This window comes from Actinacidiphila acidipaludis (assembly GCF_019890725.1).
Lineage (GTDB): Bacteria > Actinomycetota > Actinomycetes > Streptomycetales > Streptomycetaceae > Actinacidiphila > Actinacidiphila acidipaludis.
Map to the genome: position 1 here is coordinate 23,249 of NZ_JAINZZ010000061.1, position 25,866 is coordinate 49,114.

The following is a 25,866-nucleotide window of genomic DNA, read 5'->3' on the forward strand; positions in this document are numbered from 1 at the left end:
CATGGCAGAGGAGCAGCTCAACACCGCCGAGGCGGAGGTGGAGTTCGAGGACGACGGATTCTTCGAGCCCACCATCGAGGAGGCCATCATGGCTTCCGGCCTGCACAAGCAGTTCGTCGTGGACTGACCCGCCCGCACGGGCCGGGGCCGGTGCACCGGGGCCAAGCCGGTGCACCGGACCCCTGACCCATCATCGCGCACACCACGCTACGACGGCGCGCACGGAAGGACACCAGTGACGCAGAGCCCCGCACTCCTGCCGCTGAGGCCGGTGATCCGCACGGCGCCCGCGGTGAACGTGGCCGTGGTCTCGCTGCCCTTCTTCTCGCCCTTCGCGACCTGCTACCCGGCCGTCCTCATCACCCGGCGGCTGCGGGAGCTCGGCTGCCGGGCCCGGTTCCTGCCGGCGCACATGGAGTTCTACGCCCATGCTCGGGGCCGGGGATTGGCGGAGAGCGCGTACAAGCTGTTCACCAACCGGCATTTCGCCGCGGATGTCGCGCTGCTGCCGCTGTGGTCGGCGCCGACCGCCGCGCACCGGGCGGAACGCGAGGAACTGGCCCGCACGGAGTTCCTCGCCACCACCGAGGACGAGGCACGGCTGCGCGACCTGTTCGACAGCTACGTCGACCGGCTGGCGGAGCGTGTCCTCGGTGTCGAGGTCCTCTGCCTGACGAGTACCCACTTCCAGTTGCTGCCCAGTCTGTTGCTGGCCCGCCGCCTCGCGCGCCTGGCACGGGAGAGGGGTGTGCCCCGGCCGCGCGTGATACTCGGTGGCTACTTCGGCTCCCTCCAGGTCGCCCGCGACGTCCTCGCTCTGCACGAGGAGGTGGACATCGTGGTGTACGGGGAGGCGGAGGACATCCTCGGTGACGCCGTGCACCACGCACTGGGTGGACGGCGCCGGCTCGTCACGGGCCGGGCGCACACCTTCAAGGACGCGTACGCAGAGCAGTCCGCCCTCGTGGCGGCGTCGCTGCGCCGGCCGTGGCTGCGCGATCGGCTGGTGGTGAGCATGGAGGTGTCTCGCGGCTGCTACTGGGACCAATGCGACTTCTGCAACTTCAACGACTCCTATGACGCCCGGTTCAAGATGCACGACCCCGGGCGCGTCCTGGCGGAGATGGCCCATCTGGCCCGGGCCTACGGACAGCGCCGTTTCCAGTTCCTTGACACCGCTCTGCCGCCCCGGTTGGTCCAGGCGGTCGCCGACTCCGGCGAGCGCCACGACTACCGCGTGTTCTGCGAGATCAGGCCCGACTTCGGCCGGGAGCGGCTGGGCCGGCTCGCCGCCCTGGGCCGTGTCACCGTCCAGCTCGGCATCGAGACGCTGCTCGACGACCACCTCGACCTGATGAACAAACGACAGACCGTCGAGGAAGGCGTGCGCATGCTGTACGCGGCCCAGGAGTTCGGGATGCACAGCGTGTGGGGTGTGATGATCGGCCACCCCAAGGAGACGCCCGATCACCGCCGGCGCCTGCTCGGCGAGATCCGCTCTCACCGCAAGGCGGGGCTTCCGGCACCCAAGTACCTCACCGAGTGCGAGCTTCGCCCCGGCAGCGGGCTGTGGGACGAGCGCGGCGAGCTGGGGCTGAGCATCGAGTTCCCGTGGCGGATGTTCGACAGCGTCCTGAGCCCGCAGGAGCACGCCTGCTCACTGATCCCCAGCCGGGTCCGGGGCATGCCCGCCGAGGAGCTGGACTATCGGGCCGACCGCCGGGAGATCAGCGAGGAGCTGACCGCCTGGCAGCGGGAGCAGGGGATGGAGGTCGGCCTCGATGCCTGATGCCGGCGGTGCGGCCGTCGTCGCCCGGTTCCGGGACACCACCGTGGAGTTCCGCTGCCCGGACCCCGCAGACACCGCCCACCTGCGGTACTACCTCAGTGACCACCTCGTGCCGGAGGAATCGACACCCGAGTTGTCGGTCCGTCTGGAGGCCGCGGACGGTGGTTCCTTCACGGCGGCTCTCGGGACGCCCGCCACCAAACGCGTCTGGTGGCGCACGCCCGCCGAGCCGTGGCGGCTGTACGAGGAGTGGGGCATGCGCGCCCGGCTGCCCTCGCCGGTGCCGCCCTTCGGCCTGCCCCCACTGCGCGAACTCGTGCGCATCCGGCACGGGGCCGCACTGGCCGCACCCGACGGCAGCGGCCGGGCGCTCGCGATCACCGGCGCCAGCGGAGCGGGCAAGTCGGTGGTCCTCCTCCATCTGATGCGTCGCGGCTGGGAGTTCGTCTCCGACGATCTGCTGGTCATGGACCGGCAGGACAGCCGGCGCCTGTACTGCTTCGGCCGTCCGGTCGGCATCCGTGAGCGCAGCCTGCCGCTGCTGCCGTGGCTGGACGCCGCCCTGCTGGCCGACGCCCCATGCCTGCCCACTCTTTGGGGCCGCACCTGGATGGTGCGGGCCCAGCGCCTCGGCGGATGCGCCCCGGTCGACCGGTCGCTCCGATTGGCCTGGCGCCTGCACCTGACGCCCGGCCCCCGCTTCACCGTGCGCGCCGAAGGCCCCACCACGCATGCCACCTGGGATCCCCAACTGCACCTGGAAGAGCTTCTGGCCGTGTGCCGACGACCGGCCGCCGAAGGAGACGACCATGCCGCCTGATCCGAAGCCGGGCCCGTGGGGCGCCGAGCGGCTGTTCGACTTCTTCGGCACCGTCGTGCGCGTCCGGTGCACTCCTGCGGACGCCACCGACCTCGACTTCTTCTTCGGCCCGCACCGGGCGGAAGCCGGTACCCGGCCGCGTTACCGGGTCGAACTGTCCGCCGGAGACGGCGGCTTCCTGCGGTCGCTGCTGGCCAAGGACGACGCGCCGAAGTCGTTCCGGCTGAGCGCCGAGGCGGACGGCGAGGTGATCGAGGAGCGCAGGTTCACCCGCTGGTCGTCGGTGCCCTCGCCGCTGCCGCCGTTCCGGGTCTTGCGCGAGGACTTCGCCGCCGTGCAGGCCACGGTGCTCGAGCGCGGGGGGCGTTGTCTGGCTCTCCACGGCGCTCCGCACAGCGGCAAGACGAGCCTCGGCCTGGCGCTCCTGGCCCGCGGCTGGGCCCTCGCCTCGGACCAGTTGCTCGTCGTGGAGCGTGCCACGGGTGCGGCGCGGCCGTATCTCACACCGACCGGGGTGCGGGGCCGTACGCTGGCCGCGATGCGAGAGGGGACACTGGCCGGCCTGGAACAGCGCCGCTCCTTCTGCACGGTGAGCGGCGAAGTGGTGCTCGCCCGGCCCGAGAGCCTGGGCGCGGTCGTGCCCGTGGCACGCCGGCTCCGGTCGGTGTGCCTGATCGCGGTACGGCGCTCGGGTGCGGCGGCGCCGGTCCTCACGGCCGGCGGGCCCGCACCGCGCGTATGGCCGGCCGGGGCCTGGTCCTGGCTGAGCGGCGCGCTCGACACCGACCGAGCACAGAGCCTGCTGACGCTGCCCGCCGAGGGCGGCGAACAGGCGGGTGCGGACATTGTGGAGGAGTACTTCGGTGCGTAGCCTGACCGTCGATCAGATCACCAAGCTCTACCGCACGGGGACGGAGGCCCTGTCCGGCGTCTCCTTCGCCGTGGAACCCGGCACCATGCTCGCCGTGGTGGGCCACAACGGTGCGGGCAAGTCCACCCTGCTGAACATCGTCTCGGGACTGATACGTCCCACGTCCGGCACGGTCACCACCGACGCCAGGCGCGGCAGGCTGATGTGGACACCGCAGCGCACCATGGTGGACTGGTCCCTGACGGTCCGCCAAAACATCGAACTCGTCGCCCGGTTGACCGGAACACCCGGGTCGTCCGTCGACCGGGTGCTGGAACTGCTCGACCTGGACAAGGTCCAATCCCGACAGGCGGAGTACATCTCCGGCGGGCAGTTGCAGCGCGTGCAGATCGGCCGCGCCCTGGTCGCCGAGGCGGCAGTCTACGTGCTCGACGAGCCGACGGCGGGACTGGACCCGGCGGCCGGTGAACTCGTCATGGAGCATCTGCGCGAACGCGCCGCCGCGGGTGCCACCGTGCTGGTGTCCTCGCACGACCTGGACGCCGTCGAGCGGACCGCTTCCGAGCTCGTACTGCTGGACGAGGGCAGGCTGCGCGCCCACCTGCCGATCCAGGAATTCGTCCGGCGGGCGGGCGCCACCATGAAGGTGAACGTGGTGTTCGCCGAGCCCATGCCCGAGCCGTACCCGGACCGGCTCGACACCGCGCTGCCCCCCGAGTGGACGCTGCAGACCGACGCGGACCGGACCGGCCTGTCCGTGCAGGTGCCGCTGGCCACCGGACTGCGTCCGGTCCTCGCCTGGCTGCCGCCGGAACTGCAGGTGCAGGACCTCAGTGCCGAGAAGCAGTCCCTGCGCGACGTCTACCTGGCGCGCTACGCCGAAAGGACCCCCACCCCCGAGAGTGTGATGGTGCAGCAGTGAAGACGTCCCTGACGCTGGCCCGCTTCCACCTCCTCAGCGTGTGGAACTGGCGGACCAGCCACCTCAGCCGGGTCATCGAGGCCCCCGCCTACTTCCTGTTCATGGTCACCGGCCTCAACACCCTCGCGGCGGGCACCCGCATCGAGGGCATGGCGTACGACGACTTCGCCTACGCGGGTGTGCTCGTGGTGATCGCCATCCGCGCCCTGTTCTGGTGCATGGGCGACGTGGCCAACGATCGCAAGTGGGGCGTCTACGCCGTCGCCCGGACCACCGACGTGTCCTTCCCGCAGTACATCGGCTCGATCCTGGCGGCCAACACCCTGGTCGCCTCCGTGCAGGTAGCGGCCATCCTGGTGCTGAAACAGCTGCTCGGGCGGGGAAACCCCGTCCAGGACCTGCGGATGGCCGGCCTGGCCGTGCTGGTGTGTCTGCTGACCGTGCTGACGGGGTGCGCGCTGGGGTTCGGGATCAACAGCTACAGCAAGCGCGACCTCATGACGTCGCTGTTCAGCCTGCCGCTGGTCATGACGGCGCCGCTGTTCTACTCGCTGGACGACCTTCCGGTCTTCATGCGGGTGCTGGCAGCGGTGAACCCGTTCACGTACTGCGTGCTGCTGGTCCGTTCCCCCGCCGCCGACACCTTTCCGACCCAGGCCGTCGCGGGATGCCTGGTGGCCGCGCTGCTCGTGGCGGGAGCCCTGTACCTGGCTTCCGGCCGGCACGAACTGGCCTCGAACGAGCAGGGCTGAGTGGGATGCGGGAGCCGAGCGAGAGCCCCGGGGCACGGGTGGCCGTGCACGGCCTGGTCACCGTCGGCACGGCGGGCTACTGGTGGCAGGACGCGGAGTCGGGCGCCCACCTGCTGCGCGGGGACGCGACCGGAGTCCGCGTCTGCGACGTGCCGGCCGGGCCCGCCGGCCTCACCCCGCTGACCGTCCACCCGGCGGATGCGGGCCCGCCGGTCGTGCTGTACGGCCGTCCCGGCGGCGACTACGGCTACCTCTCGGACCCCGGTGCCCCGGACACCGTGCTCGCCCGCCGCCCCAGCCTCGTCCACTTGGCCCGCGTGCCGTCGGCGACCGGCGGCACGGCGGGACCCGGGTTCGTGTACACGGGCTTCGCGCCGGGGGCCCGGCTGGACGACCCCCCGGTGGACGGGCTCAGGGTGGCGGTGCACCGTACCGGTGAACCCTTCGCACACGACCGTGCGGTCGACCTGGACGACGGCCCCCTCCCTCTGGTGACCGTGGAGGCGACGGGCGATCCCACTGCCGTGCTGGTCCGCTCCACCGCGCACGGCGTCACGACGCAGCGCCTGCTGCGTCTCGACCCGGCGACGGGCCGATCCCTCCTCACTCCGCTGCCGGCGGCGGCGACCCCGCGCACCCGTCTGGTGCTGGGCGCGGACCGCTGGTGGCACGGTGAGGCGCTCGGCACGCCCAGAGCCGTACTGCGCGCGGGGCTGCCCGGGAATGCCGAGGCCGGCGAGACCGTCGTCTTCCCCGAAGGAACGGCACTGGCCTGGATCTGGGGCACGCGGCGCAGCCTGCTGGTCCGTACGGTCGCCGGGCGCGGGGCGCAGGCGGCCGAGGCCCTGTACCGGGTCGACGGCGACACGCAGGAGGCGCGCCTCGTGGCCGGGGGCCGCCCCGGTGACTCGTTCCCGGAGGTGGCCGCTTCGCCCGCCGCGGACTGCGCGCTGTGGCTGCGGGTCTCCCGGCGGCCCGACGGCGCCGCGGTCGGCCGGACCGAGCTGCTGCCGGACGAAGAGGAGCGGGCCCGCCCGCTGAGCGCGACGCCGTGGCCCGCTGCCCTGCCTCGCACCACCCGGTACTGCACGGCGGGCGACGGCAACCAGGTCCCCGTGCAACTGTCCGGCACCGCGGGTCCCGTCCTGCTGCTGGAGCACGGCGGGCTGACCGCTCTTGCGAACGCGCCCCTGGAACGTGCCCTGGAGGAACTGGCCCGCTCCGGGCAGCTGACCCTGGCCAGGGCGGTGACCCGGTCGCTGGTGCCCGCCCATCGCGCGTCCGGCGGGGAACGCGGCTACAACGACCTCCTGCACGCGGCCCGCCTGCTGCGCGAGGAGTGCGGGCCGCAGCGGCCTCTCCTGGTCCTCGGGCACAGTATGGGCGCCGTCGGCGCCGCACGCGCGGTGCTGCTGGAGCCCGGACTGTTCGACGGCTGGATTCTGCGCTTCCCGGTCACCGACCTGGTGGGTTTCCCGCATCTCGGCATCGGCCGGCACTGGACGGGAATGCTCGGCGACCCGTCCCGCACCGACCAGCTGAGCGCCCTCACCGCGCTGTCCCCCCTGCATCTGCCGCTGCCCGCCGACCCGTTGCCCCCCGTGCTGATCCAGACCGGAACCTACGACACCCGGGCCGACGCCCGGCACGGCCTGCGCCTGGCCGACCGGCTGCGGGAGCGGGCGTCCGTGACCCTCAGCAGCTACCCGGTCGGCCATGTGGAGCGGTTCTGTCAGGCCGCCTCGCGCCGGGCCGTGGCGGAGGTGACGGCCTTCGTCCGCGGTTGCCCGGCCGTCGCCAATGATCTGGAAGGAGCCCCGCAGTGACCGTCACCGGCATCGACCGCGCCTCCCTCGTCGTCGTGGACGACGTCTACGCCGACTTCGAACGCGCTAGGGCGGCCGCCCTGGGCTGCGCCTTCAGCCCCCGGACGGACAGCGCCTTCGCCTACCGCACCGCGCCGGCGCCCCGCTGGATGGAGGAGGAGGCCATCGGCCGGATCTGCGAGGTGCTCGGCCCCGGGAGCCGGGAGGAGTTGCTCGCCAATCACCTGCACATGTCCTCGGCCATGGACTGGAAGGTCAACCTGCACCGGGGTGCGCGCATTCACGTGGACGAGGCGCGCTGGGCCGGTGTGCTGTATCTCAACACGGCGGAACAGTGCCGCGGCGGCACCTCCCTCTACGCCCACCGGCGCACGGGCATCCGGCACTTCTTCGAACTGCGGGACCGCCCGGACGCCCAGGAGATCCTCGCAGACGGGGGTGACATCGCCCAGTGGCAGGAGCTGGTGTCGCTGGCGATGGTGCCGAACCGGCTCGTGCTGTTCGACCCCGGCCAGTTCCATCAGGCCCAGGAGTACTTCGGCGACAGCAAGTCCTCGGCCCGGCTCATCCACAACTTCTTCTTCCGGCACATCCCAGCCCACTTCGACCCCGACCGGGACGGCGCCGGCGCGGGCGGTGTCATGGGGCGGGCGTGAACCGACGACGTCCCCGGCCGGCGGGTGTCCGGTCACGAGCCGGGCGCTGACCGCGGTGTGCACACGGTTCTCGACCCTGTCCTTGTTGTCGTTCGTGCCCGGCCTCCTCGGCCAGCGTCCAGCCGTTCTTCCGTTCCAACGGCGCTGTCAACCCGCGCACATCCGCAAGACCGGCTGAACGTCCGGTGCGACAGTGGTCACTGTTCCGATCGACATCGACGGAGCCGTCTCGGGGGCCGAAGCAGTCCGTCGCCTGGGGGCGGCCGACTGCTGCACCACGTGGCCGGACGGGACCCGCGGTGCCGGACGGCCGACGACTTCGCCTCGCTCGGTGATCTTGCGTCTGACGGCACCGACCTTGTTCATCCGGAGGTCGGCTCGAGGCGGTACAGGCGGATTTCCCCGCTTGGGGGATTGATGACGGCCAGCAGAACACTCCCGTCGGGGCGCGTCAAAGCGGAGAGGTTCACCCCGCGAAAGCCGCCCACGGCGCCCCCGGTGGCAGCGTCGCGCACTTCCATGCGGCCATCGAGGTAGGTCACCATGAGGCGTCCCTCGCCGCCGAGCGAAGCACCGGTCATCGCCACCGCGTTCTCGCCCAGTTCCACGATGCTGCCGATCCGCGCACCGGTGGACGCGTCCCAACGTGTCGGGCGACCTCGGCGTACCGAGGTCGCGTGCGCCCCTGCTTCAGATCTGGTTGAGGCCGCCGTCGACGAAGAGTTCGGTGCCGGTGACGAAGCTGCTCTGGTCGCCGGCGAGGAAGAGTGCCGCGGCGGCTGCCTCGTCGGGGCGGCCCATGCGGCCCAGCGGTACCTGGCTGGCGAAGAAGCCCCACAGTTTGGCCGCCTCGTCCGCGTCGGGGGCGAGGCCGGCGTTCCCGGGGGTCTGGATCGGGCCGGGGACGAGGGTGTTGACGCGGATCCCCCGGTGCCTGAGCTCGTTGGCCCAGGTGCGGGAGAACGAGCGGATGGCGGCCTTGGACGCGGCGTAGACGCCGAACGCCTCGCCGCCGGAGGTCGCCGCGGTGGAGCCGGTGAGGATCACCGAGGCACCGTCGTTCAGCAGTGGCAGTGCCTTTTGGACGGTGAAGAGCGTGCCGCGCACGTTGATGCCGAAGGTGGTGTCGAAGTGTTCTTCGGTGACCTGTTCCAGGGTGGAGAACTCGCCGCCGCCCGCGTTGGCGAACAGCACGTCCACGCGCCGGCCCTGGTCGGCGACGGCGGCGTAGAGGCGGTCGATGTCGGCCGGATCGGAGATGTCGCCCTGGACGGCGGTGGCGTTCGGGCCGATCTCGGCCAGTGCGGCGTCCAGCGCCTCCTTCCGTCGCCCGGTGATGAACACATACGCGCCCTCGGCGGCGAAGCGCTTGGCGCCGGCCAGTCCGATGCCGCTGTTGCCACCGGTGACGACGGCGGTCTTTCCGTCAAGCTGTCCCATGGTGCGAACTCCAGTTCTCTGTGGGCCGTGACCGGCCCGGACGAGGGGGAATGAAGGGATGCGAACGGTTACCGCGACGCCAGCACGTCGCGCAGGACGTCGGCCAGCGTGATCCGGTCGAGCTCGGTGCGAACGGCTTCCTCGACGCGGGCGTACACCGGACGCATCGCAGGCTGGATGCCGGACCCGACCGGACAGCCGAGGTTGGGATCCGAGCGATGCATGGCGAACAGTGGCGGCGGCTCGATCGCCTCGTAGACCTCCCGGAGGGTGATGTCCTCCAGGGGCCTGGCGAGCACCCACCCCGCGTCGGCGCCTCGCCGCGAGTGCACCAGCCCGGCATCGCGCATCCGGCCGAGCAGCCGGCGGATCACGACGGGGTTGGTGTTGACGCTCCCCGCGACCCCTTCGGATGTCGCGGTTCCTTCCCCGATCCGCCGGTGCAGTTCGATCCACGTCAGCGCGTGCGCCGCCACGGTGAGCTGGCTGTTTCCGGCCACGTGATCGCCTCCTTCGAAGTAACCGTAAAAGTTACATTGTGAGAGTAACAATAAAAGTTACATCCAGGGTCGTCAAGCGAGGCCGGCAATGCCGCGCCCGGAGACCTGGCGGCGCCGGCCTGCGCCTCGGTGATCTTCTCTGTTCCCCGCTCGCGACCCGTCCCGCGCCGTTGCCGTCCCTCTCGGGCGAAGCGGACCTGAAGCGTGCCTGGCATGGTGGCGCGGGCACCTAAGGGCCACGCGTCGGCGCAGCGAGCCGGTCGTGTTCACCTTGAGCAATGTCACTGAACCTTCAGTGATATCGACGAGTCCGACGACTGGTAGCACCGGGTGTTCGGGCTTGAACTCCTGGCGACATCACGCTGCGACGCGATCAACGCCGACGCGGCGCTCTTCAGGGGCCCGGCTTCAAGCTGGAACTGCGCCGGACTCCCCACGCCTTCCGGCTGCCCGAGCTGACGGCCGATCCTCCCGCCCACACCGGGCCGATCGGCATCACGGCACTTCGCCAGCCTTGGTCGGTCCCGCACGGCGCGGCGGCGGCCTGAGGCCTCGCATGCAGGAGGAGCAGCAGGGCGACAGTGATCGCCGGCTCGAAACTCACCGAGTCAGCAGGGCCCCGGCGTGGCGACGGCAGAGACCGCTGACAACGGCAGGCGGGAACCTGTGTGATCCTCGCCCGCAGACGCCGCAGTCGCGGCAGGATGACCCCGTGAGCGTCCTTGAGTTCATTTCCTCCCTCAAATGGCCCGTCACGCTGCTGATACTCGCTGTCGGACTCGGAAGGTGGTGGCACCGCAGTCCCGACGCTCGTGCCTCCTTTCGTGAGTGGATAGCGAACAGGGACATCCGGCTGCACCTGGGTGGACAGGAGCTTGAGGCAACGCTCGCCGACACCACGGGAAGCATGGCCGCCGCCGCGGCCAGCGACGAGCAGATCAGCGCCCTGGCCCATGAACCGGGCGGCCCGGAGGTTGAGTTGGAAGAACTGCTGCGATGGAGGCGGGACGCTGTCGAGGATGTGATGCGCAGCGCTGCACTATGGGGCTTCGAGCTCGGCAAATCCGGCGTGCCAAGGCTTCCCGCAACCACCGTGACGTGGTCGGAGAACGGAGAGCCGAGCATCAACATCCCGGCGTGGCCGACCCATTGGGACTTGGTGGGTCAGGAACGGGCACTTTTGCACGCCATGGCCCAGCGCCCGGGCCAGCCGCTTTCGACTTACGCACAAGAAGTCGGTATCTCCACTCGGCTCGCCCACAGCATGGCGCAGTCGCTGGAGCAGCGAGGACACCTGGTGCAAAGGTCCAGAGGGCGATGGGCAGTCCTGAGACGTACCGACGACCTGCCCCTGAGACGTGAGAGTTGACCGGCCCAGACGGCTTGGCCCTGCGCCATACCGACGGCCACCTCGGCGACGTCGGTCAGCCCAAGGGCCCGCTCACCGGCCATCTGGCCGCGAAGCGCCCCCAGGACGTGCCAGGCTGAGGCAAAACCCGATCACGGCTGTGGTCGCAGGCGAGGCGAGGGGGGATCTGATGGGGACGGACGAGGTGGCCGGGGAGGCCGGCCTGCGCAAGGCGGAGCTGAGGCTCCAGGCCGCCGTACGGGCGGGTGACGTCGAGGCGCTGCGCCTGCTCCTGGACGACCGCGTCGTCTATACCGGCCCCGACGGCAGCACCGTCACGAAGGACGAGGACCTGGCCGCGCACAGGTCGCGGGCCTTGACCGTCGAGGTCTTCGACCAGCAGGAGCTGCATGTGACGGTGGTGGACGGGACGGGGATCACCCACGTGCTGGCCGCGCTCGCGGGCACCGCCGGGGGACAGCCCTTTGCGGCGCGCCTGCGCTACACCCGCACCTGGGTGCACACCGACGGCACCTGGCGTGTCCTCGCCGCCCACGCCAGCGCGCTCCCGGACCCCGGCGGGCGATGAGGACCGACGCGCTCACGACACCGTGGCCTGCTTCGAGTTCACCGGCCCGGTCGATCTGCACTTCCGCCCGGTGGAGGGACTGCGCCGCCCGCGCTCGGTCCCCGGTGACGGAGAGCCCGGGGCGACGCGGCAGTGAAGGAGGACGGAGAGCCGCGATGCGCGGCGGCCCCGGTTGGAGTTCACCGCTGGCGATCCACCCCTACACGGCGTGATCCACCAGCCCGTTCACGCCGGTCGACGGGAAGTTGGGGTAACGGGGGAACGCGCGAAGACTTCTAGGCGCTGGGTGGGCAATGGACCGTTGGTGCAGGCCGCAGGGGGAGCAGAGCTGAAGGGGGAGCGCCGGGTGGCGCCCCCCCGTGCGGGCTATCCGGCGATCGGCGTGCCGTCCTGCGCCGTCGCGAAGATGTGGATGTCCTTGTTGGAGGGCAGCGTGATCGACGCGACGACCTTCGCCGGGTCGACGGGCACGCTCTGCTCGTCGACGTAGAAGGCGTGGTCCTGCTTGCCGAGCGCCTGGTTGCGGTAGGTCATCGCGGCGACCTCCGTGTTCCCGGCGCCGGGCGCGTTGCCCCAGTCCGACTGCGCCAGCGTCGCCGTGCCGCTGCTGCCGTCTGTGTAGCGGATCGTCACGGTGCCGGAGTGGGCGCCGTTCGTCGCCGCGCCGAGGAAGCCGATCCGGGTGGCGCCGGACCGGTGCGGCATCAGGACGGTCTGGCCGAGCGCCCGCACGTTGTCGTTGGTGCACGGCTGCGCCTGCGGCCAGGCGAAGGTCAGCCCGTCGACGCTCACCTGGGCGCCGGGGGTGAGGGACTGGGGAGTGGCCGCGGCGAGCGCGTCCGCCGAGTAGGTGTCGGTGCCGTTGTCGAGCTGGCCGCACCCGCGGTTGCTGTCCGGCGAGATGCCCACGTCGTTGGCGTAGTCCGACAGTTCGGCGCTGGCCGCGACGGTGAACTGCCCGGTGCCGGAGGTCCCGCCGGGCCCGGTCACCACCGCGACGCTCGCCGTGCTGCCCGGCTCGACGCGCCAGATGTTCCCCGGCCCCGTCGACGTCGAGACCTCCGGGCCGCTGGGCCCCGGCACCGTGAACGTGATGGACGTGTCGGACCAGTGGGCGATCCGCAGCGTGCCGAGGTCGCCCGCGCCGCCCCAGTGCACACCGTTGTCGGACAGCAGCAGGTGCCGGCCGTGAGCGGAGGAGCCGAAGCCCTCGCCGGTGACGGTGACCTGCTGCCCCGGAGCCGCCTGCGCGGGCGAGACCTCGCTGATCGTCGCGGGCCGGGTGGCGTTGTCGGTGAGCGCGACGTCGTCGACGTAGCCGCGGTAGCCGCCGTTGCTGCCGGGCCGGTCGTAACCCAGGTCGACGCGGACCACGGTGCGGCCCGCAACCGCCTTCCCGATGTCCACACTGACCTGGTTCCACTGGTCGAGTGTGAGTGTGCCGCACTGCGAGGCCGGCGTGAGCGGGGAGCCGGGCAGGCCGTGCAGCGTGCTGCCGTCGGAGAAGACGAGGTCGAGGGCCACACAGCTGCTGTTGTCGCCGCTGACGCCGGGCGCCGCGCTGCCCTGCGCCTGCGGGTAGATCCAGTACGTCAGCGTGGTGTCCCGGCCGGTGCGCACCGGCCGGTCGGCGAGGTCGAACAGCCGCATGTAGGCGTGGTCGTCGGCCGCGCCGGTGGCCTGGCCGGAGTACATCAGCGCGTTGGTGCCGTCGTGGTCGAGGACCTGGCGCGCGCTGGCCTCCGGGCCGGTGGCGCCGCCGTACGCGGTGACCCCGGCGATCCCGCCGCCGCCGGGCGAGGTGTCGATGCCGTCGACCCAGTCCGGCGCGGGCTGGCCGTGCTCGAAGCCGGTCCGGAAGGGCGTCCCGCCCGAGGCCGCCGGCTGCGGCCGGCGCAGCCCCGCGGTGGCGAGCGCGGTGACCTGGTCGCCACCGCCGTAGTACATCATCCACTGGCCGTTGTGGAAGAAGACGCTGTTCGTCCACACCGTCTTCGGCGTCTGCCCGTTCCATTCGTAGGGCACGTCCGGCGTCGGGGTGAGCACCGCGTCGCTGAGCTGGTGGAGCATCAGCGTCGGGTCCTGGCCGGAGAACTCCTCCTCGCTGATCGCGTAGAACCAGCGGCCGTTGGCCATCAGCGTCCCCGCGGTGAAGACCACGATGTCCTGGTGGGCGGGCCGGCCCACCACGGTGCGGTAGTCGGTGACCGCCACCGCCACCTCGTACGGCTTCCAGCCCTTGGGGTAGTGCACGTCGAGCGGGTCGGCCGTGCGCGGGGTGCTGCTGCCCTTCGCGTGCCAGGTGCGCAGGTCCGACGAGTAGGCGATGTCCGTACCGGTGTCGCCCTGGCCGAAGTACATGACGTACTCGCCGTTCACCTTCCGCGGCGTGCCGTCGGCGTCGGTGACCACCGCCGCGTCCTTGTTGTTCCCCGCGTTCGGCTCCACCGTCCACGGGGTGCTCCAGTGGACGCCGTCGGTCGAGGTGGACTCGGAGATGTCGTACGAGCCGTAGCAGCTGCCGTCCGCCTTCGGGTGGACGGCGGTGAAGAACGTGTAGTAGGTGCCCTGGAGTTCGAACAGCCGCGGGTCCTCCAGGCCGCACTTGGACTGCTGCCCGGCCAGGCCGAAATCGATCACCGGGTTGTCGGCGGTGTCCTCCGTGAAGTGGCTGCCGTCGGTGCCGGCGGCGTAGCCGATCTGCGACGGGCCGCCGTCGGTGCCCTGCGCGCGGTACAGCATCTTGTACTGACCGCCGCGGTACAGCACGCCCGGGTTGTACAGGTCGGCGGCCTCGTAGCCGCTGCCGCTCGGCGTCAGCAGCGGGTTGTCCGCGCTGCGGGTGAACGGGCCGATGGCCCAGTCCGGGAGGTTCGCCGCGGTGTAACTGGAGTTCCCCGCCGCGCTGGTGTCCGACGCCGCCGCGGACGCGGTGGCAGCGCCGGGCGACGGGTGCGCGGCCCCGCCCGACGCCGCCGTGGCCGTGGGCGCACTGGCGAGCGCCGCGCCGACGGCCAGCGCGATCGCGCCCGATGCGAGCACCCGGGCCGCGACGGGCCCGCGCCGGGTCCGCCGCGGCCCGGGTACGTCCGGCCTCCTTCGACGGTGCGCGGAGAACAGGCGAAAACCGACCATTGTCCCAACCTCTCCATTCGAAGCGACAAGCCCGGGGGGTCTTCGGGTCACGCGGTGCGGTAGTGGGTCATGTCTCTTCATGACTCTGACAACGTTGTCGAAGCTGGACGATTCCACCGCGGATCGGCGGCGTCAAGGGGTGCGGCGCGGCAGCCGGGTTGCCCGCTGCTCCGCTCGGCGGTCCCGGGTGCGCCAGGGCTCGTTCGGCGGCGGGCGAGCCCCCGGGCGTCACGGCTTGGAAGCCCACCCGCCGTGACACGCACGACGGCCACCGCCTTCGACTCCCAGCGCGGCACGACCTGGTGGACAGCACCCGTCCGAAGGTGCCGCGTTCCCCAGCGCACGGCGATCAGCACCGTGATCGACCGGACGTCCGGGCAGGATCGCGTCCTACGCGGTCGCAACGCCCAGGAAGCGCAGCACCGCCAGGACGCGGCGGTGGTCGGCGTCGGCCCTGGGCAGGTCGAGCTTGGTGAAGATGCTGTTGATGTGCTTGGCGACCGCGCTCTCGCTCACCACCAGCTCGGCGGCGATGGCGGAGTTGGACCGGCCGCCCGCCATCAGCTCCAGCACCTCCCGCTCGCGCGGTGTCAGCCGGTCGAGTGGGTCGCTGTGCCGGCGCACCAGCAGCTGCGCGACGACCTGCGGGTCGAGGGCGGTGCCGCCGGCCGCCACCCGGCGTACCGCCTCGGCGAACTCCTCGACGTCGGCGACCCGTTGCTTGAGCAGATAGCCGACGCCCGAGGTGTTGGCGGCGAGCAGATCGGCGGCGTACCGCTCCTCCACGTACTGCGACAGCAGGAGCACGGCGGTTCGCGGATACTGGCGGCGGATCACCAGCGCGGCACGTACTCCCTCGTCGGTGAAGCCGGGCGGCATGCGCACGTCGACCACGGCGATGTCGGGCCGGTGCTCCTCGACGGCCGCCAGCAGCCCTTCCGCGTCGGTGACCTGCGCGCACATCTCGAAGCCGGCCGTCTCCAGCACCTTGACCACGCCGATGCGCAGCAGGAGGGAATCCTCGGCGATCACGGCGCGCACGGCAGCTCCACGGTGATGACGGTCGGGCCCCCGGCGGGGCTGCGGCAGGAGAACGTGCCGTCGACGGACGCGACGCGCTTGGCGAGCCCGGCGAGCCCGGTGCCGCCGCCGGCCGCTGCGAGATCCGCGCCGCCCGCGCCGTCGTCCGCGACGACCACCAGCAGTGTCTCCCCGATCCGCTCCACGGTCACATCCGCCCGGGTCGCCTGGGCGTGTTTGACCACGTTCGTCAGGGCCTCGGAGACCACGAAGTACGCGACGGCCTCGACCGTGGGCGAGGGGCGCCGCGGCAGGTCCACCGCCACACGCGCCGGGATGGGGAGGCGGGCGGCGACCCCGGACAGCGCGGCGTCGAGGCCGCGGTCCTCGAGGACGGCCGGATGCAGGCCGCGTACCAGGTTGTTCAGCTCGGTGATGGCCTCCTTCGCCTCGCGGTGGGCCTCGTCGATGACCTTGCGGGCATCGGCCGGCAGGTCGTCGAGGGTGGCCCTGGCCAGGCCCAGGTTGACGGCGAGTGAGACGAGGCGCTGCTGTACGCCGTCGTGCAGGTCGCGCTCGATCCGCCGCCGCTCGGCGTCGGCGGCGTCGAGCACGCCGGCCCGGCTCTCGGCGAGGTCGGCGACCCGGCTGGTCAGCTTCTCCGTTCGGCTGGGGCCGAGCAGGACCTCGGCCGCCCGGGTGTCCAGCCGCACCAGAGCGCCGGTCAGCCGGGGCCCGAGGAACAGCAGGGCGAGGCCGCCGGCGGTGATGTACGCGGCCTGCGTGGTGTACCCGAGGTCGGTGACCCGCCATTGCGGGGGCAGCGCCCAGATCCACACGTAGATGGAGGCGGCCACGAGAGCGGCGGCCCAGACGGCGAGGACGGCGAGGTCCAGGACGGCCAGCAGCGGACCCGCCACGGCGTGGTAGCAGGCCTGCCGCCACAAGGCCCGCGTGGTCAGCCGGCGTACCGCCGACTTCCAGTTGCGTCCGGGCCCGGGTGCGGCGGGGCGTGGGAGGTCCTTGCCGACGAGTGCCCGGTAGCGCCGCCGCTGCCCGGCGGTCAGCGCGGGTGTCACCGCGAGGGTGAGCAGCACGGGCAGCGGAATCACGGCCGGCGCCCCCGCTATCGCGCCGGCCAGCCACAGCCACAGTGGCACCACGGCGAGGTGGAGCGGAAGGCCGGCGGCGACGAGCGCGGTCCGGTGTCCCGCCCTGCGAAACAGCCGGCCCGGCACCAGCTTCAGCCACGTGGTGATTTGCATGCGTCAAACGGTAAAGCCGCAGGCCATCCCCATGCCATGACGCTGCCGCCCGGTTCCGGGGTGCACTTGTCTCCACCCCGGCTCGGCACCCTGCGTGACTGACGGCGCCCCCCTGCCCGCCGGAGCCTGGAGGACGTGAAGGGGACAGCCGACGGGGAGCGGGGGAAGAGGATGCGTCAACTGGCCTTGTACGACGAGGAAGTGGCCGGCGCCGAGGTGATCCCGCTCTACGAAGAGGCGGAGGAGCCGCGCCCGGCGCGGGGCATGCGGCGGGCCGGGGGGCTGCTGGTCGGCTGCGGGCTGGGCCTGCTGCCGTGGCTGTACGTGCTGGCCACCGGCCTGCCGGCCACCGCGACCGCGGCGCACTGGCCGGTCGCCTGGGTCGGGCTCGACGCGCTGGAGGCGCTCGGTCTGATCGCCACCGGTCTCCTCGCCGCCCGCGGTGACCGGCGGCACGCCCTGGCGGCCGCCGCGACCGCGACGCTGCTTGCGGTGGACGCCTGGTTCGACACCACGACCGCGGCCCCGGGCGGCGACTTCGCCACCGCGGTCGTCATGGCGCTCGGTGCCGAGCTGCCGCTCGCCGCGCTGTGCGGCCGGCTGGCGCTGCGGGCGCTGGGCCGGCGCGCGTGACGCCGACGGTCCGACCGTCCGACCGTCCGACCGCAGACACGAACGACGATCACGAACCGAATCGATCGACCGGAGAACACCATGCACCGCATCACCACCGCCGCCACCGCCCCGATCCCGGCCCGGACCCGCTGGGCGGTCGCCGCCGGCGTCGGCGCCGCGTTGGCCGCCGCCTGGTGGCTGGGCGACACGGCGCCCTATCCGTACGCCCAACGTGGCCTCCTCGACGTGCCGTTGCCGTTCCTGACAGCCGACCGGATGGACGCGGTACTGCAACCGCGGCCGGGGGAGCGGTTCCTGGAGATCGGCCCGGGGACCGGCCTGCAGTCGCTGCACGTCGCCCCGCAGCTCGGGCCGGAGGGACGGCTCGATGTGCTCGACATCCAGCAGGAGATGCTCGACCACGTGATGTGCCGCGCCGAGCGCGACGGCCTGGTGACGATCAGGCCCACCCGCTCGGACGCACGTGAACTGCCCTACGCCGACGGGACATTCGACGCCGTATACGCCGTGACCGCGCTCGGCGAGATCCCCGATCCGGATCGGGTACTGCGCGAGGCGGCACGGGTGCTGGCACCGGGCGGGCGGCTGGTGATCGGCGAGTTCTTCGACCGGCACTGGATCCCCTTCGGCCGACTGCACCGGCTCGCCGACGCCGCCGGCCTCCACCTGACCGAGCGCCGCGGCCCGAGCGCGGCCTACCTCGCCCGCTTCCGACCCTGCAGAGCCGGCGTTTCAGGCCACCGGAGCGAGCGCCTCGCCCGCAGCGGCCCGGACAGCGGCGACGGGGAGGCGTGAGCACGGCACGCGGGGACCGCGATCAGCGAGCTCGACAACCTGGGGCGCGATAGGCCGCTCCAGGAGGCGAAGACCCGGTGGCCAGCCTGGCGCCGACCTCGCTGACGGTGGCCCAGGGCGCGGGCGCCGCACACACGCTGGCACGGGGTGGGACACGCTGGACCGCACGCCCCCGGTCGTTACGGGCGCGGTGGAGGCCGCGGCCGCGCACCGGGCCAGGCTCGCCGAGGCGCTGCCCGGCCGGACCGTGGTGATCGCCGCTGGCGAGGCGCCGATCCGCAGCAACGACACGGCGTACGACTTCCGCCCGGACAGCGACTTCTGCTGGCTGACCGGCTGCGCGATCGAGAACGCCGTCGTGGTGGTGCGCTCCGGCGACGCCGTCCTCTACATGCCGCCGCCCGCCTACCCGGGCGAGAAGGCCTTCTGGTCCGACGCCCGCTACGGCGAGCTGTGGGCCGGCGCCGCGCCCGGTCCCGAGGACTGGGCGCGGGCGCTCGGCATCGACGTGCGGCGCCTGTCGGAACTGCGCGACGAGGTGCTGGTCGACCACGAGGTCGCCCGGACGCTGGCCGCCCTGCGGATGTACAAGGACGCGTGGGAGATCGACCAGCTCCGGCAGGCCGTCGACCGCACCGTCGAGGGCTTCGCCGAGGTCGTCCGGGAGATCCCGGCCGCGATCGCCGGGCGCGGCGAGCGCTGGCTGCAGGGCACCTTCGACCGCTACGCCCGCGCCTACGGCAACGGCCCGGGGTACGCGTCGATCGTCGGCAGCGGCAAGCACGCGCCGACCCTGCACTGGGTGCGCTGCGACGGCCCGGTGCTCCCCGAGGAGCTCCTGCTGCTCGACATGGGCGTGGAGGTCGCCAGCCACTACACCGCCGACGTCACCCGGACGTTCCCGGCCTCGGGCCGGTTCTCCGACGCCCAGCGTCAGGTGCACGACCTGGTGGAGAAGGCCCACCGGGCGGGACTCGCGGCGGTCGGCCCGGGCCGCGACGAGGCGCTGTCCGACGCCGGGCAGCAGCACCGCCGCTATCTGATCTGCGGCATCGGCCACCACCTCGGCCTGGACGTGCACGACTGCGCCCAGGCCGCCCCGGAGGCGTACCAGGGTGCCACCCTGGGCGAGGGGATGGTGCTCACCGTCGAACCGGGGCTGTACTTCCATGCCCACGACCGTGCCGCCGGAGCTGCGCCGGATCGAGGACGACATCCTGGTCACCGCCGAAGGGTCCGAGGTGCTGTCCCGCGCGCTGCCGCTGGACGCCGCCGGCCTGGAGAAATGGATGGCCGGCCGGTGAGTTGGCGGACCTTCCCAAGTCTATGCGATGTGACATTGCACTGATAGTCTCTGCTTACCATCACTCAAGGAGCCGCAGCATGACCAACCCCGCGAGGCCCTGGCGCGGAGTCCACGTCGCCACGGCCCTGCCGTTCCACGACGACCTGTCGGTGGACTACGACGCCTTCGCCGAGCACGTCCGGTTCCTGGCCGCCGGCGGCTGTGACGGCGTGACGCCCAACGGTTCGCTGGGCGAGTACCAGACGCTGACCGACGAGGAGCGCGCCCGCGTCGTCGAGACGGCCGTCCAGGCCGCGCCGGAAGGGTTCGGCGTGATGCCGGGCGTGGCCGCGTACGGCGCGCTGGAGGCCCGCCGCTGGGCCGAGCAGGCCGCCGAGGCCGGCGCCACCTCGCTGCTGCTGCTGCCGCCGAACGCCTACCGGGCGGAGCGCGCGGCCGTCGTGGAGCACTACCGCGAGGTCGCCAAGGTCGGACTGCCGATCGTGGCCTACAACAACCCGATCGACACCAAGGTCGACCTCACCCCCGAGCTGCTCGCGGAGCTCCACGGCGAGGGCACCATCGTCGGCGTCAAGGAGTTCACCGGCGACGTCCGCCGGGCCTACCAGATCGCCGAGCTGGCGCCGGGCCTCGACATCCTCGTCGGCGCCGACGACGTCCTGCTCGAACTGGGCATGGCCGGCGCGGTCGGCTGGATCGCCGGCTACCCCAACATGATCCCGGCGAGCACCGTCGAGCTGTACCGCCTGGCCACCTCCGGCGACCCCGCCGACCTGGCCCAGGCGCTGCCGGTCTACCGCGACCTGCACCCGCTGCTGCGCTGGGACTCCAAGACGGAGTTCGTGCAGTCCATCAAGCTGTCGATGGACATCGCCGGGCTCAAGGGCGGCGTCTGCCGCCCGCCGCGCCTGCCGTTGTCGCCCGAGCAGACCGCGCGGATCACCGCCGACACCGAGGCCGTCCTCGCCAAGGGCTACCAGTGAGGTCCCGCCGCACCTTCCACGCCGTCGACTCGCACACCGAGGGCATGCCCACGCGCGTCGTCGTCGGCGGGGTGGGCACCATCCCCGGCGCCACCATGGCCGAGCGCCGGCAGTGGTTCATGGACAACAGCGACGACGTCCGCACGCTGCTGATGTACGAGCCGCGCGGGCACGGCGCGATGAGCGGCGCGATCCTGCAGCCGCCGACCCGCCCGGACGCCGACTTCGGCGTGCTGTTCATCGAGGTCTCCGGCCTGCTGCCGATGTGCGGCCACGGGACGATCGGCGTGGCCACCGTGCTGGTCGAGACGGGCATGGTGCCCGTCACCGAACCCGTGACCACGATCCGGCTGGACACCCCGGCCGGGCTCGTCGTCGCCTCGGTGGCGGTCGAGGACGGCGCCGCGACCTCCGTCACCATCGAGAACGTGCCGTCCTTCGCGTACGCGCTGGACGCCAAGGTGGAGGTGCCCGGCTACGGCGAGGTCGGCTACGACCTGGCGTTCGGCGGCAACTTTTACGCGATCGTCGAACTCGGCGACCTGGGCCTGCCGTTCGACCGGGCGCGGGCCGGGGACCTGCTGTCCGCGGGACTGGCGATCATGGACGCCGTGAACGCGGCGAACCTGCCGGTCCACCCCGAGCGTGACGACATCTCGGGCTGCCACCACGTCTACCTCAAGGCGCCCGGCTCCACCGCCGCCCTGTCGCGGCACGCCATGGCCATCCACCCCGGATGGTTCGACCGCTCGCCCTGCGGCACCGGCACCAGCGCCCGCATGGCGCAACTGCACGCCCGCGGCGAACTCGCCCTGGACCAGGAGTTCGTGAACGAGTCCTTCATCGGCACCCGCTTCACCGGACGCCTCCTCGGCGAGACCACCGTCGGGACGCACCCGGCCGTGCTCCCCTCCATCACCGGCCGCGCCTGGGTCACCGGGACCTCCCAGTTCCACCTCGACCCGACCGACCCCTTCCCCGCGGGATTCCTGCTGTGAACGTGCCCTCCACCCCCAACCTGCAGGCCCTCGGCCAGCGCGAGACGCTGCGCGAACGCGTCAGGGACGCGCTGCGGGCCGCCATCATCTCTGGCGAGCTGGAACCGGGCGTGGTCTACTCCGCGCCCACCCTCGGCGCGCGTTTCGGTGTCTCGCCCACCCCGGTTCGGGAGGCGATGCTGGACCTGACCAAGGAGGGCCTGGTCGTCGCGCAGCCCAACAAGGGCTTCCGCATCACCGAGGTCTCCGAGCAGGACCTGGACAACCTGGCCGCGGTGCGTCTGCTCATCGAACCGCCGACGGTGCGTGACTGCGTGCCCGTGATCCCCGAGGAGGACTTCCCCTCCCTGCGGGAACTGGCCCAGGCCATCGTCGACGCGGTCGAGCGCGACGACCTGGTCGGCTACGTCCGGGCCGACCACGTCTTCCACCTGACCCTGCTCGGCTACAGCAACAACCGGCACCTGGTGGACGTCGTGTCCGACCTGCGCACCCAGACCCGGCTGCTGGGCCTGTCCCCGCTGCTGCAGAGCGGACAGCTGGGCCACTCGGCCGCCGAGCACCACGAGCTGATGGACCTCGTCGAGGCCCGGGACGGGACGGCCGCCGAGGAGCTGATGCGCCGTCACATCGGGCACGTCCGCGGGCTGTGGGCGAGCGGCGCGGAGGAGTCGTGAGCACCGCACTCCAGGGAGCCGGCCCCGGGCCGACGCTCTCCCGGAGCGCGGACCTGGTGATCGTCGGCGCGGGCGTCGTGGGGGCGGCCGCCGCCTACTTCGCGGCGCTCGCCGGCCGGCGGGTGGTCGTCGTCGACCGCGGCGCCATCGCCGGCGGCACGTCCAGCGCGGGGGAGGGGAACCTCCTGGTCTCCGACAAGGAGGCCGGTCCCGAACTCGACCTCGCGCTGTACTCGCAGGCCGTCTGGCGCGAGGACCTCGCCGAGCACGCCGGCCTCTGGGAGTTCGAGGCCAAGGGCGGCCTGGTCGTCGCCGCGACCGAGCACAGCGTCGCGGGGCTGCGGGAACTGAGCGTCCACCAGCGCGCGAGCGGCGTCGAGGTCCACGACGTCGGGCACTCGGCCCTGCACGAGTACGAACCGCACCTGTCGAAGGACCTGGCCGGCGCCGCCTTCTACCCGCAGGACGCCCAGGTCCAGCCGATGCTGGTCGTCGCGCACCTGCTGCGCCTGGCCCGCGGCCTGGGCGCCACGGTACGCACCGGCACCGAGGTGACCGGGTTCCTGCGCAGCGGCGACCGGGTCACCGGCGTCCGCAGCACCGCGGGCGACATCCCCGCGGGCGCGGTCCTCAACGCGGCCGGCACCTGGGCCGGCGAGGTCGCGGCCCTGGCCCACGTGGCCGTCCCGGTGCGCCCGCGGCGGGGCTTCGTGCTCGTCACCGAGCCCATGCCGCCGCGCACCGTCCGGCACAAGGTCTACGCCGCCGAGTACGTCGGCGACGTCGCCAGCTCCGACGCCGCCCTGCAGACCTCCCCGGTGGTCGAGGGCACCGACAGCGGCACGATCCTCATCGGCGCCTCGCGTGAACGCGTCGGCTTCGACCGCACGGTGTCCGTGCCCGCGATCAGCACCCTCGCCGCCAAGGCCGTCGCGCTGTTCCCGATGCTGCGCGAGGTCCGGCTGATGCGCACCTACCACGGCTTCCGCCCGTACTGCCCCGACCACCTGCCGGTCATCGGCGCCGACCCGCGCGCCCCGGGGCTGTGGCACGCCTGCGGCCACGAGGGCGCCGGGATCGGCCTGTCCGCGGGGACCGGCAAGCTCATCGCCCAGGCGCTGACCGGCGGACAGCCGGACCTCGACCTGACGCCGTTCGCCCCCGACCGCTTCACCGACCGGACCCAGGACGCCGAGGAGGCCGTCTCGTGACCTACCGGATGACCTTCCGCGGTACTGATATCCCCGCTGAGCCGGGGCAGAGCGTCGGCGCGGCCCTGGTCGCGGCCGGGATCGTCGACTGGCGCACCACCCGCAAGGAGGGACGGCCGCGCGGTCTGTTCTGCGGCATCGGCGTCTGCTTCGACTGCCTGATCACCGTCGACGGCACCCGGGCCGAACGGGCCTGCCTGATCCCCGCGGCCGACGGCATGCGGCTGGGCGACGCCCTGGAGACCGGGGACGCTCTGGGGACCGGGGACGCCCTGGGGGCCAGCGACGACGGCCGCGACCGCGCCACGCACCACGCAGAGGAGGACGGCGATGCCGCACACCCATGACGTGACCGTCGTCGGGGCCGGCCCCGCCGGTGTCGCCGCGGCCGTCGAGGCCGCCGAGGCGGGACTGGACGTCGCCCTGATCGACGCCGCCGCCCAGCCCGGCGGCCAGTACTGGCGGCACTTCGACGAGGACCGCGCCCGCCCGGAGGACCGCCGCGGCCACCACGGCTGGCCGGTCTTCACCGGTCTGCGCGACCGCCTGTACGTCCTGCGTGACGCGGGACGCGTCCACTACCTGCCGGGCCACCAGGTGTGGCTCGCCACCCGTGACGACGCCGGGACGTTCACCCTCCGCGTCACCCCCACGGTGCGGGACCCGGAACCGGCCGGCCCTGGCCACGGGGGCACCGGACACGACGGCCAGGACCCCGTCGTCGCCCGCGCGCTGATCCTGTGCCCCGGCGGCTACGACCGCCAACTGCCCTTCCCCGGCTGGGACCTGCCCGGAGCCATGGCCGCCGGCGGCGTCCAGGCGCTGCTCAAGGGGCATCGCGCCCTGGCCGGGCGGCGCGCCGTCGTCGGCGGCACCGGGCCCTTCCTGCTGCCGGTCGCGAGCGGGCTCGCGCACGCCGGTGCGCAGGTCGCGGCCGTCGTCGAGGCCAACGCCACGCTCGGCTGGCTGCGCGACCCGGTCGGCGCGGTGTCCGCCCCCGGCAAGGGAGTCGAGGCCGCGCAGTACGCGGCGACGCTCGCCCGCCACCGCATCCCGTACCGGACCAGGACCGTCATCCGCGCCATCCTCGGCGACGGCAGGGTCGAAGCGGTCCGGACCGTGAAGGTCGACCGCGAGGGCCGGCCGGCCGGACCCGAACGGGAGATCGCCGCCGACCTGGTGGCCCTGGGCTGGGGGTTCACGCCCTCGCTCGAACTGCCGCTCATGCTCGGCGCGGCCACCCGGCAGGACGTCGACGGCTCCCTCGTCGTGGAGGTCGACGATTTGCAGCGCAGCAGCGTCGACGGCGTGTATGTCGCCGGCGAGGCAACCGGCGTCGGCGGCGCCGCCCTGTCCGTCAGCGAGGGCCGGCTGAGCGCCCTCGCACTGGCCGCCGCGCTCGGCCGCCCGCGGATGGACCCCGGCACGAACGCGGACGCGGACAGGAACACGGAAGCGGCTGGGAACACGGACGCGGACGGAACCACGGACGGGAACACGAGCGCGGACAAGAGCGCGGCCTCTGGCGCGGCCGCCGACCCGGCAGGGATCCGCCGCGTCCAGGCCCGGATCCGGCGAGGGCGGCGGTTCGCCGCCGCCATGCACCGCACCTACCCCGTGCCGGCCGCCTGGCCGCGGTCGCTGCCGGACGCCACCGTGGTGTGCCGGTGCGAGGAGGTCACCTACGGCGACCTGCGCCACGCCCACGCCGAGCTCGGCGCGACCGACGCCCGCACCCTGAAGATGCTGGCCAGGCCGGGCATGGGCTGGTGCCAGGGCAGGATCTGCGGATACGCGACCGCGGGCATCGCGGCGTGGCTGGACGGCAGGCGTCCCACCGCGGACGACCTGCTCCCCCTCTCCGGCCGCACCCCCGCGGTCCCGGTACGGCTCGGCGAACTCGCCGCCCTCGCCGAGACCGTGACGGCCGACCCGGCCGGCCCCTGAACGCCGTAGCGCACGACTGCCGTGGGCCGCCTACGCGGCCCACGGCAGTCATGACTGTTTGACTGAACCGGCCGTGCGGTGCGGGAAGCGACTCCCGGCTCAGCGCGGCCCGGTTCAAGGTTCAGTACTGCTCGGTCTCCACGAAACCGGCGTCGCCGTCGTCGTCGGCGCCGAACGCGTCGGCCGCGGCAGTGGGGTCGAATCCGGGCGGGCTGTCCTTGAGGCCCATGCCCATGCCGGCCAGCTTCGCCTTGACCTCGTCGATCGACTTCGCACCGAAGTTGCGGATGTCGAGCAGGTCGGCCTCGGAACGGGCGACGAGCTCACCCACGGAGTGGACGCCCTCGCGCTTGAGGCAGTTGTAGGAGCGGACCGTGAGC

General features: G+C 72.6%; 26 protein-coding genes. 19 read left to right on the forward strand and 7 right to left on the reverse strand.

The window, feature by feature from the left end; all coding sequences use genetic code 11:
* Position 1: 1 nt before the first annotated feature.
* From K7862_RS37945 to K7862_RS31040, 8 genes are all read left to right on the forward strand, one after another.
* Complete coding sequence (locus K7862_RS37945; protein WP_262414099.1) at positions 2–127, forward strand: hypothetical protein; 126 nt, start codon at positions 2–4, stop codon at positions 125–127.
* Between the two features lie 108 nt (positions 128–235).
* On the forward strand, positions 236–1,789 hold the full coding sequence (locus tag K7862_RS38340; protein WP_222968173.1) for a B12-binding domain-containing radical SAM protein: 1,554 nt from the start codon (positions 236–238) through the stop codon (positions 1,787–1,789).
* The gene (locus tag K7862_RS31015; RefSeq protein WP_222968175.1) at positions 1,782–2,609 is read left to right on the forward strand and encodes a hypothetical protein; all 828 of its coding nucleotides are present in this window, start codon (positions 1,782–1,784) and stop codon (positions 2,607–2,609) included. The genes K7862_RS38340 and K7862_RS31015 overlap by 8 nt, the downstream gene beginning before the upstream one ends.
* Positions 2,599–3,480 (forward strand): hypothetical protein, encoded by an 882-nt coding sequence (locus tag K7862_RS31020; RefSeq protein WP_222968177.1) that lies wholly within the window; start codon positions 2,599–2,601, stop codon positions 3,478–3,480. Before K7862_RS31015 ends, K7862_RS31020 begins: the two co-directional genes overlap by 11 nt.
* Positions 3,473–4,402 carry an ABC transporter ATP-binding protein gene (locus K7862_RS31025; RefSeq protein ID WP_222968179.1) on the forward strand — a complete coding sequence of 310 codons (930 nt, stop codon included), beginning with the start codon at positions 3,473–3,475 and terminating at the stop codon, positions 4,400–4,402. The genes K7862_RS31020 and K7862_RS31025 overlap by 8 nt, the downstream gene beginning before the upstream one ends.
* Positions 4,399–5,154: an ABC transporter permease gene (locus K7862_RS31030; protein ID WP_222968181.1), complete on the forward strand. Its 756-nt coding sequence runs from the start codon at positions 4,399–4,401 to the stop codon at positions 5,152–5,154. Before K7862_RS31025 ends, K7862_RS31030 begins: the two co-directional genes overlap by 4 nt.
* Positions 5,155–5,159: 5 nt before the next feature.
* Positions 5,160–6,980 (forward strand): alpha/beta hydrolase family protein, encoded by a 1,821-nt coding sequence (locus K7862_RS31035; protein WP_222968182.1) that lies wholly within the window; start codon positions 5,160–5,162, stop codon positions 6,978–6,980.
* Positions 6,977–7,636, forward strand: a complete 660-nt coding sequence (locus K7862_RS31040) for a DUF6445 family protein (protein WP_222968183.1) — start codon at positions 6,977–6,979, stop codon at positions 7,634–7,636. The genes K7862_RS31035 and K7862_RS31040 overlap by 4 nt, the downstream gene beginning before the upstream one ends.
* Before the next feature lie 362 nt (positions 7,637–7,998).
* Here K7862_RS31040 and K7862_RS31045 read toward each other — a convergent pair whose 3' ends face one another.
* The 3 genes from K7862_RS31045 to K7862_RS31055 form a co-directional block, all read right to left on the reverse strand.
* Positions 7,999–8,244 (reverse strand): hypothetical protein, encoded by a 246-nt coding sequence (locus tag K7862_RS31045; protein WP_222968184.1) that lies wholly within the window; start codon positions 8,242–8,244, stop codon positions 7,999–8,001.
* An 82-nt stretch (positions 8,245–8,326) separates the two neighbouring features.
* Positions 8,327–9,076, reverse strand: coding sequence for an SDR family oxidoreductase (locus K7862_RS31050; protein WP_222968185.1), 750 nt, complete (start codon positions 9,074–9,076; stop codon positions 8,327–8,329).
* A gap of 68 nt (positions 9,077–9,144) precedes the next feature.
* Entirely contained in the window at positions 9,145–9,576 is a 432-nt protein-coding gene (locus tag K7862_RS31055) for an Rrf2 family transcriptional regulator (RefSeq protein WP_222968186.1), read from the reverse strand.
* A 712-nt stretch (positions 9,577–10,288) separates the two neighbouring features.
* Here K7862_RS31055 and K7862_RS31060 point away from each other — a divergent pair.
* Together K7862_RS31060 and K7862_RS31065 are read left to right on the forward strand one after the other, a co-directional pair.
* Positions 10,289–10,945 (forward strand): hypothetical protein, encoded by a 657-nt coding sequence (locus tag K7862_RS31060; RefSeq protein WP_222968187.1) that lies wholly within the window; start codon positions 10,289–10,291, stop codon positions 10,943–10,945.
* 169 nt (positions 10,946–11,114) lie between these two features.
* The gene (locus K7862_RS31065; protein ID WP_222968188.1) at positions 11,115–11,513 is read left to right on the forward strand and encodes a nuclear transport factor 2 family protein; all 399 of its coding nucleotides are present in this window, start codon (positions 11,115–11,117) and stop codon (positions 11,511–11,513) included.
* Positions 11,514–11,879: 366 nt separating this feature from the next.
* Here K7862_RS31065 and K7862_RS31070 read toward each other — a convergent pair whose 3' ends face one another.
* The 3 genes from K7862_RS31070 to K7862_RS31080 all read right to left on the reverse strand — a co-directional run bounded on the left by K7862_RS31070 (position 11,880) and on the right by K7862_RS31080 (position 16,933).
* Positions 11,880–14,555 (reverse strand): glycoside hydrolase family 130 protein, encoded by a 2,676-nt coding sequence (locus K7862_RS31070; protein WP_222968189.1) that lies wholly within the window; start codon positions 14,553–14,555, stop codon positions 11,880–11,882.
* 483 nt (positions 14,556–15,038) lie between these two features.
* A complete protein-coding gene (locus tag K7862_RS31075) occupies positions 15,039–15,689 on the reverse strand; it encodes a response regulator transcription factor (protein WP_222968190.1) in 651 nt (216 codons plus the stop codon).
* The gene (locus tag K7862_RS31080; protein ID WP_222968192.1) at positions 15,677–16,933 is read right to left on the reverse strand and encodes a sensor histidine kinase; all 1,257 of its coding nucleotides are present in this window, start codon (positions 16,931–16,933) and stop codon (positions 15,677–15,679) included. The genes K7862_RS31075 and K7862_RS31080 overlap by 13 nt, the downstream gene beginning before the upstream one ends.
* 171 nt (positions 16,934–17,104) lie before the next feature.
* Between K7862_RS31080 and K7862_RS31085 the strand changes: the two genes are divergently transcribed.
* From K7862_RS31085 to K7862_RS38150, 9 genes are all read left to right on the forward strand, one after another.
* Positions 17,105–17,566 carry a hypothetical protein gene (locus tag K7862_RS31085; RefSeq protein ID WP_262414102.1) on the forward strand — a complete coding sequence of 154 codons (462 nt, stop codon included), beginning with the start codon at positions 17,105–17,107 and terminating at the stop codon, positions 17,564–17,566.
* Between the two features lie 81 nt (positions 17,567–17,647).
* Positions 17,648–18,364 (forward strand): class I SAM-dependent methyltransferase, encoded by a 717-nt coding sequence (locus K7862_RS31090; RefSeq protein WP_222968195.1) that lies wholly within the window; start codon positions 17,648–17,650, stop codon positions 18,362–18,364.
* A gap of 190 nt (positions 18,365–18,554) precedes the next feature.
* Complete coding sequence (locus K7862_RS31095) at positions 18,555–19,712, forward strand: aminopeptidase P family protein (protein ID WP_308012285.1); 1,158 nt, start codon at positions 18,555–18,557, stop codon at positions 19,710–19,712.
* A gap of 35 nt (positions 19,713–19,747) precedes the next feature.
* Positions 19,748–20,653, forward strand: coding sequence for a dihydrodipicolinate synthase family protein (locus tag K7862_RS31100; protein WP_222968196.1), 906 nt, complete (start codon positions 19,748–19,750; stop codon positions 20,651–20,653).
* Positions 20,650–21,651: a proline racemase family protein gene (locus tag K7862_RS31105; RefSeq protein WP_222968198.1), complete on the forward strand. Its 1,002-nt coding sequence runs from the start codon at positions 20,650–20,652 to the stop codon at positions 21,649–21,651. The genes K7862_RS31100 and K7862_RS31105 overlap by 4 nt, the downstream gene beginning before the upstream one ends.
* On the forward strand, positions 21,639–22,328 hold the full coding sequence (locus tag K7862_RS31110) for a GntR family transcriptional regulator (RefSeq protein ID WP_222968203.1): 690 nt from the start codon (positions 21,639–21,641) through the stop codon (positions 22,326–22,328). The genes K7862_RS31105 and K7862_RS31110 overlap by 13 nt, the downstream gene beginning before the upstream one ends.
* Positions 22,325–23,539: an NAD(P)/FAD-dependent oxidoreductase gene (locus tag K7862_RS31115; RefSeq protein ID WP_222968199.1), complete on the forward strand. Its 1,215-nt coding sequence runs from the start codon at positions 22,325–22,327 to the stop codon at positions 23,537–23,539. The genes K7862_RS31110 and K7862_RS31115 overlap by 4 nt, the downstream gene beginning before the upstream one ends.
* Positions 23,536–23,886: a (2Fe-2S)-binding protein gene (locus K7862_RS31120; RefSeq protein ID WP_372461702.1), complete on the forward strand. Its 351-nt coding sequence runs from the start codon at positions 23,536–23,538 to the stop codon at positions 23,884–23,886. Before K7862_RS31115 ends, K7862_RS31120 begins: the two co-directional genes overlap by 4 nt.
* A complete protein-coding gene (locus tag K7862_RS38150) occupies positions 23,870–25,486 on the forward strand; it encodes an FAD/NAD(P)-dependent oxidoreductase (RefSeq protein ID WP_272493245.1) in 1,617 nt (538 codons plus the stop codon). The genes K7862_RS31120 and K7862_RS38150 overlap by 17 nt, the downstream gene beginning before the upstream one ends.
* A 121-nt stretch (positions 25,487–25,607) precedes the next feature.
* On the opposite strand, the gene K7862_RS31130 is transcribed toward K7862_RS38150, so the two are convergent.
* Positions 25,608–25,866: DNA-directed RNA polymerase subunit alpha C-terminal domain-containing protein (locus K7862_RS31130; protein ID WP_272493246.1), on the reverse strand; the 259-nt coding region annotated here is incomplete at its 5' end.

Bases quoted from the DNA above. Each gene is read 5' to 3' on its own strand.
- K7862_RS37945 (WP_262414099.1), top strand. From the start codon at position 2: ATGGCAGAGGAGCAGCTCAACACCGCCGAGGCGGAGGTGGAGTTCGAG.
- K7862_RS31015 (WP_222968175.1), top strand. From the start codon at position 1,782: ATGCCTGATGCCGGCGGTGCGGCCGTCGTCGCCCGGTTCCGGGACACC.
- K7862_RS31020 (WP_222968177.1), top strand. From the start codon at position 2,599: ATGCCGCCTGATCCGAAGCCGGGCCCGTGGGGCGCCGAGCGGCTGTTC.
- K7862_RS31035 (WP_222968182.1), top strand. From the start codon at position 5,160: ATGCGGGAGCCGAGCGAGAGCCCCGGGGCACGGGTGGCCGTGCACGGC.
- K7862_RS31050 (WP_222968185.1), bottom strand. From the start codon at position 9,076: ATGGGACAGCTTGACGGAAAGACCGCCGTCGTCACCGGTGGCAACAGC.
- K7862_RS31065 (WP_222968188.1), top strand. From the start codon at position 11,115: ATGGGGACGGACGAGGTGGCCGGGGAGGCCGGCCTGCGCAAGGCGGAG.
- K7862_RS31080 (WP_222968192.1), bottom strand. From the start codon at position 16,933: ATGCAAATCACCACGTGGCTGAAGCTGGTGCCGGGCCGGCTGTTTCGC.
- K7862_RS31085 (WP_262414102.1), top strand. From the start codon at position 17,105: ATGCGTCAACTGGCCTTGTACGACGAGGAAGTGGCCGGCGCCGAGGTG.
- K7862_RS31090 (WP_222968195.1), top strand. From the start codon at position 17,648: ATGCACCGCATCACCACCGCCGCCACCGCCCCGATCCCGGCCCGGACC.
- K7862_RS31100 (WP_222968196.1), top strand. From the start codon at position 19,748: ATGACCAACCCCGCGAGGCCCTGGCGCGGAGTCCACGTCGCCACGGCC.
- K7862_RS38150 (WP_272493245.1), top strand. From the start codon at position 23,870: ATGCCGCACACCCATGACGTGACCGTCGTCGGGGCCGGCCCCGCCGGT.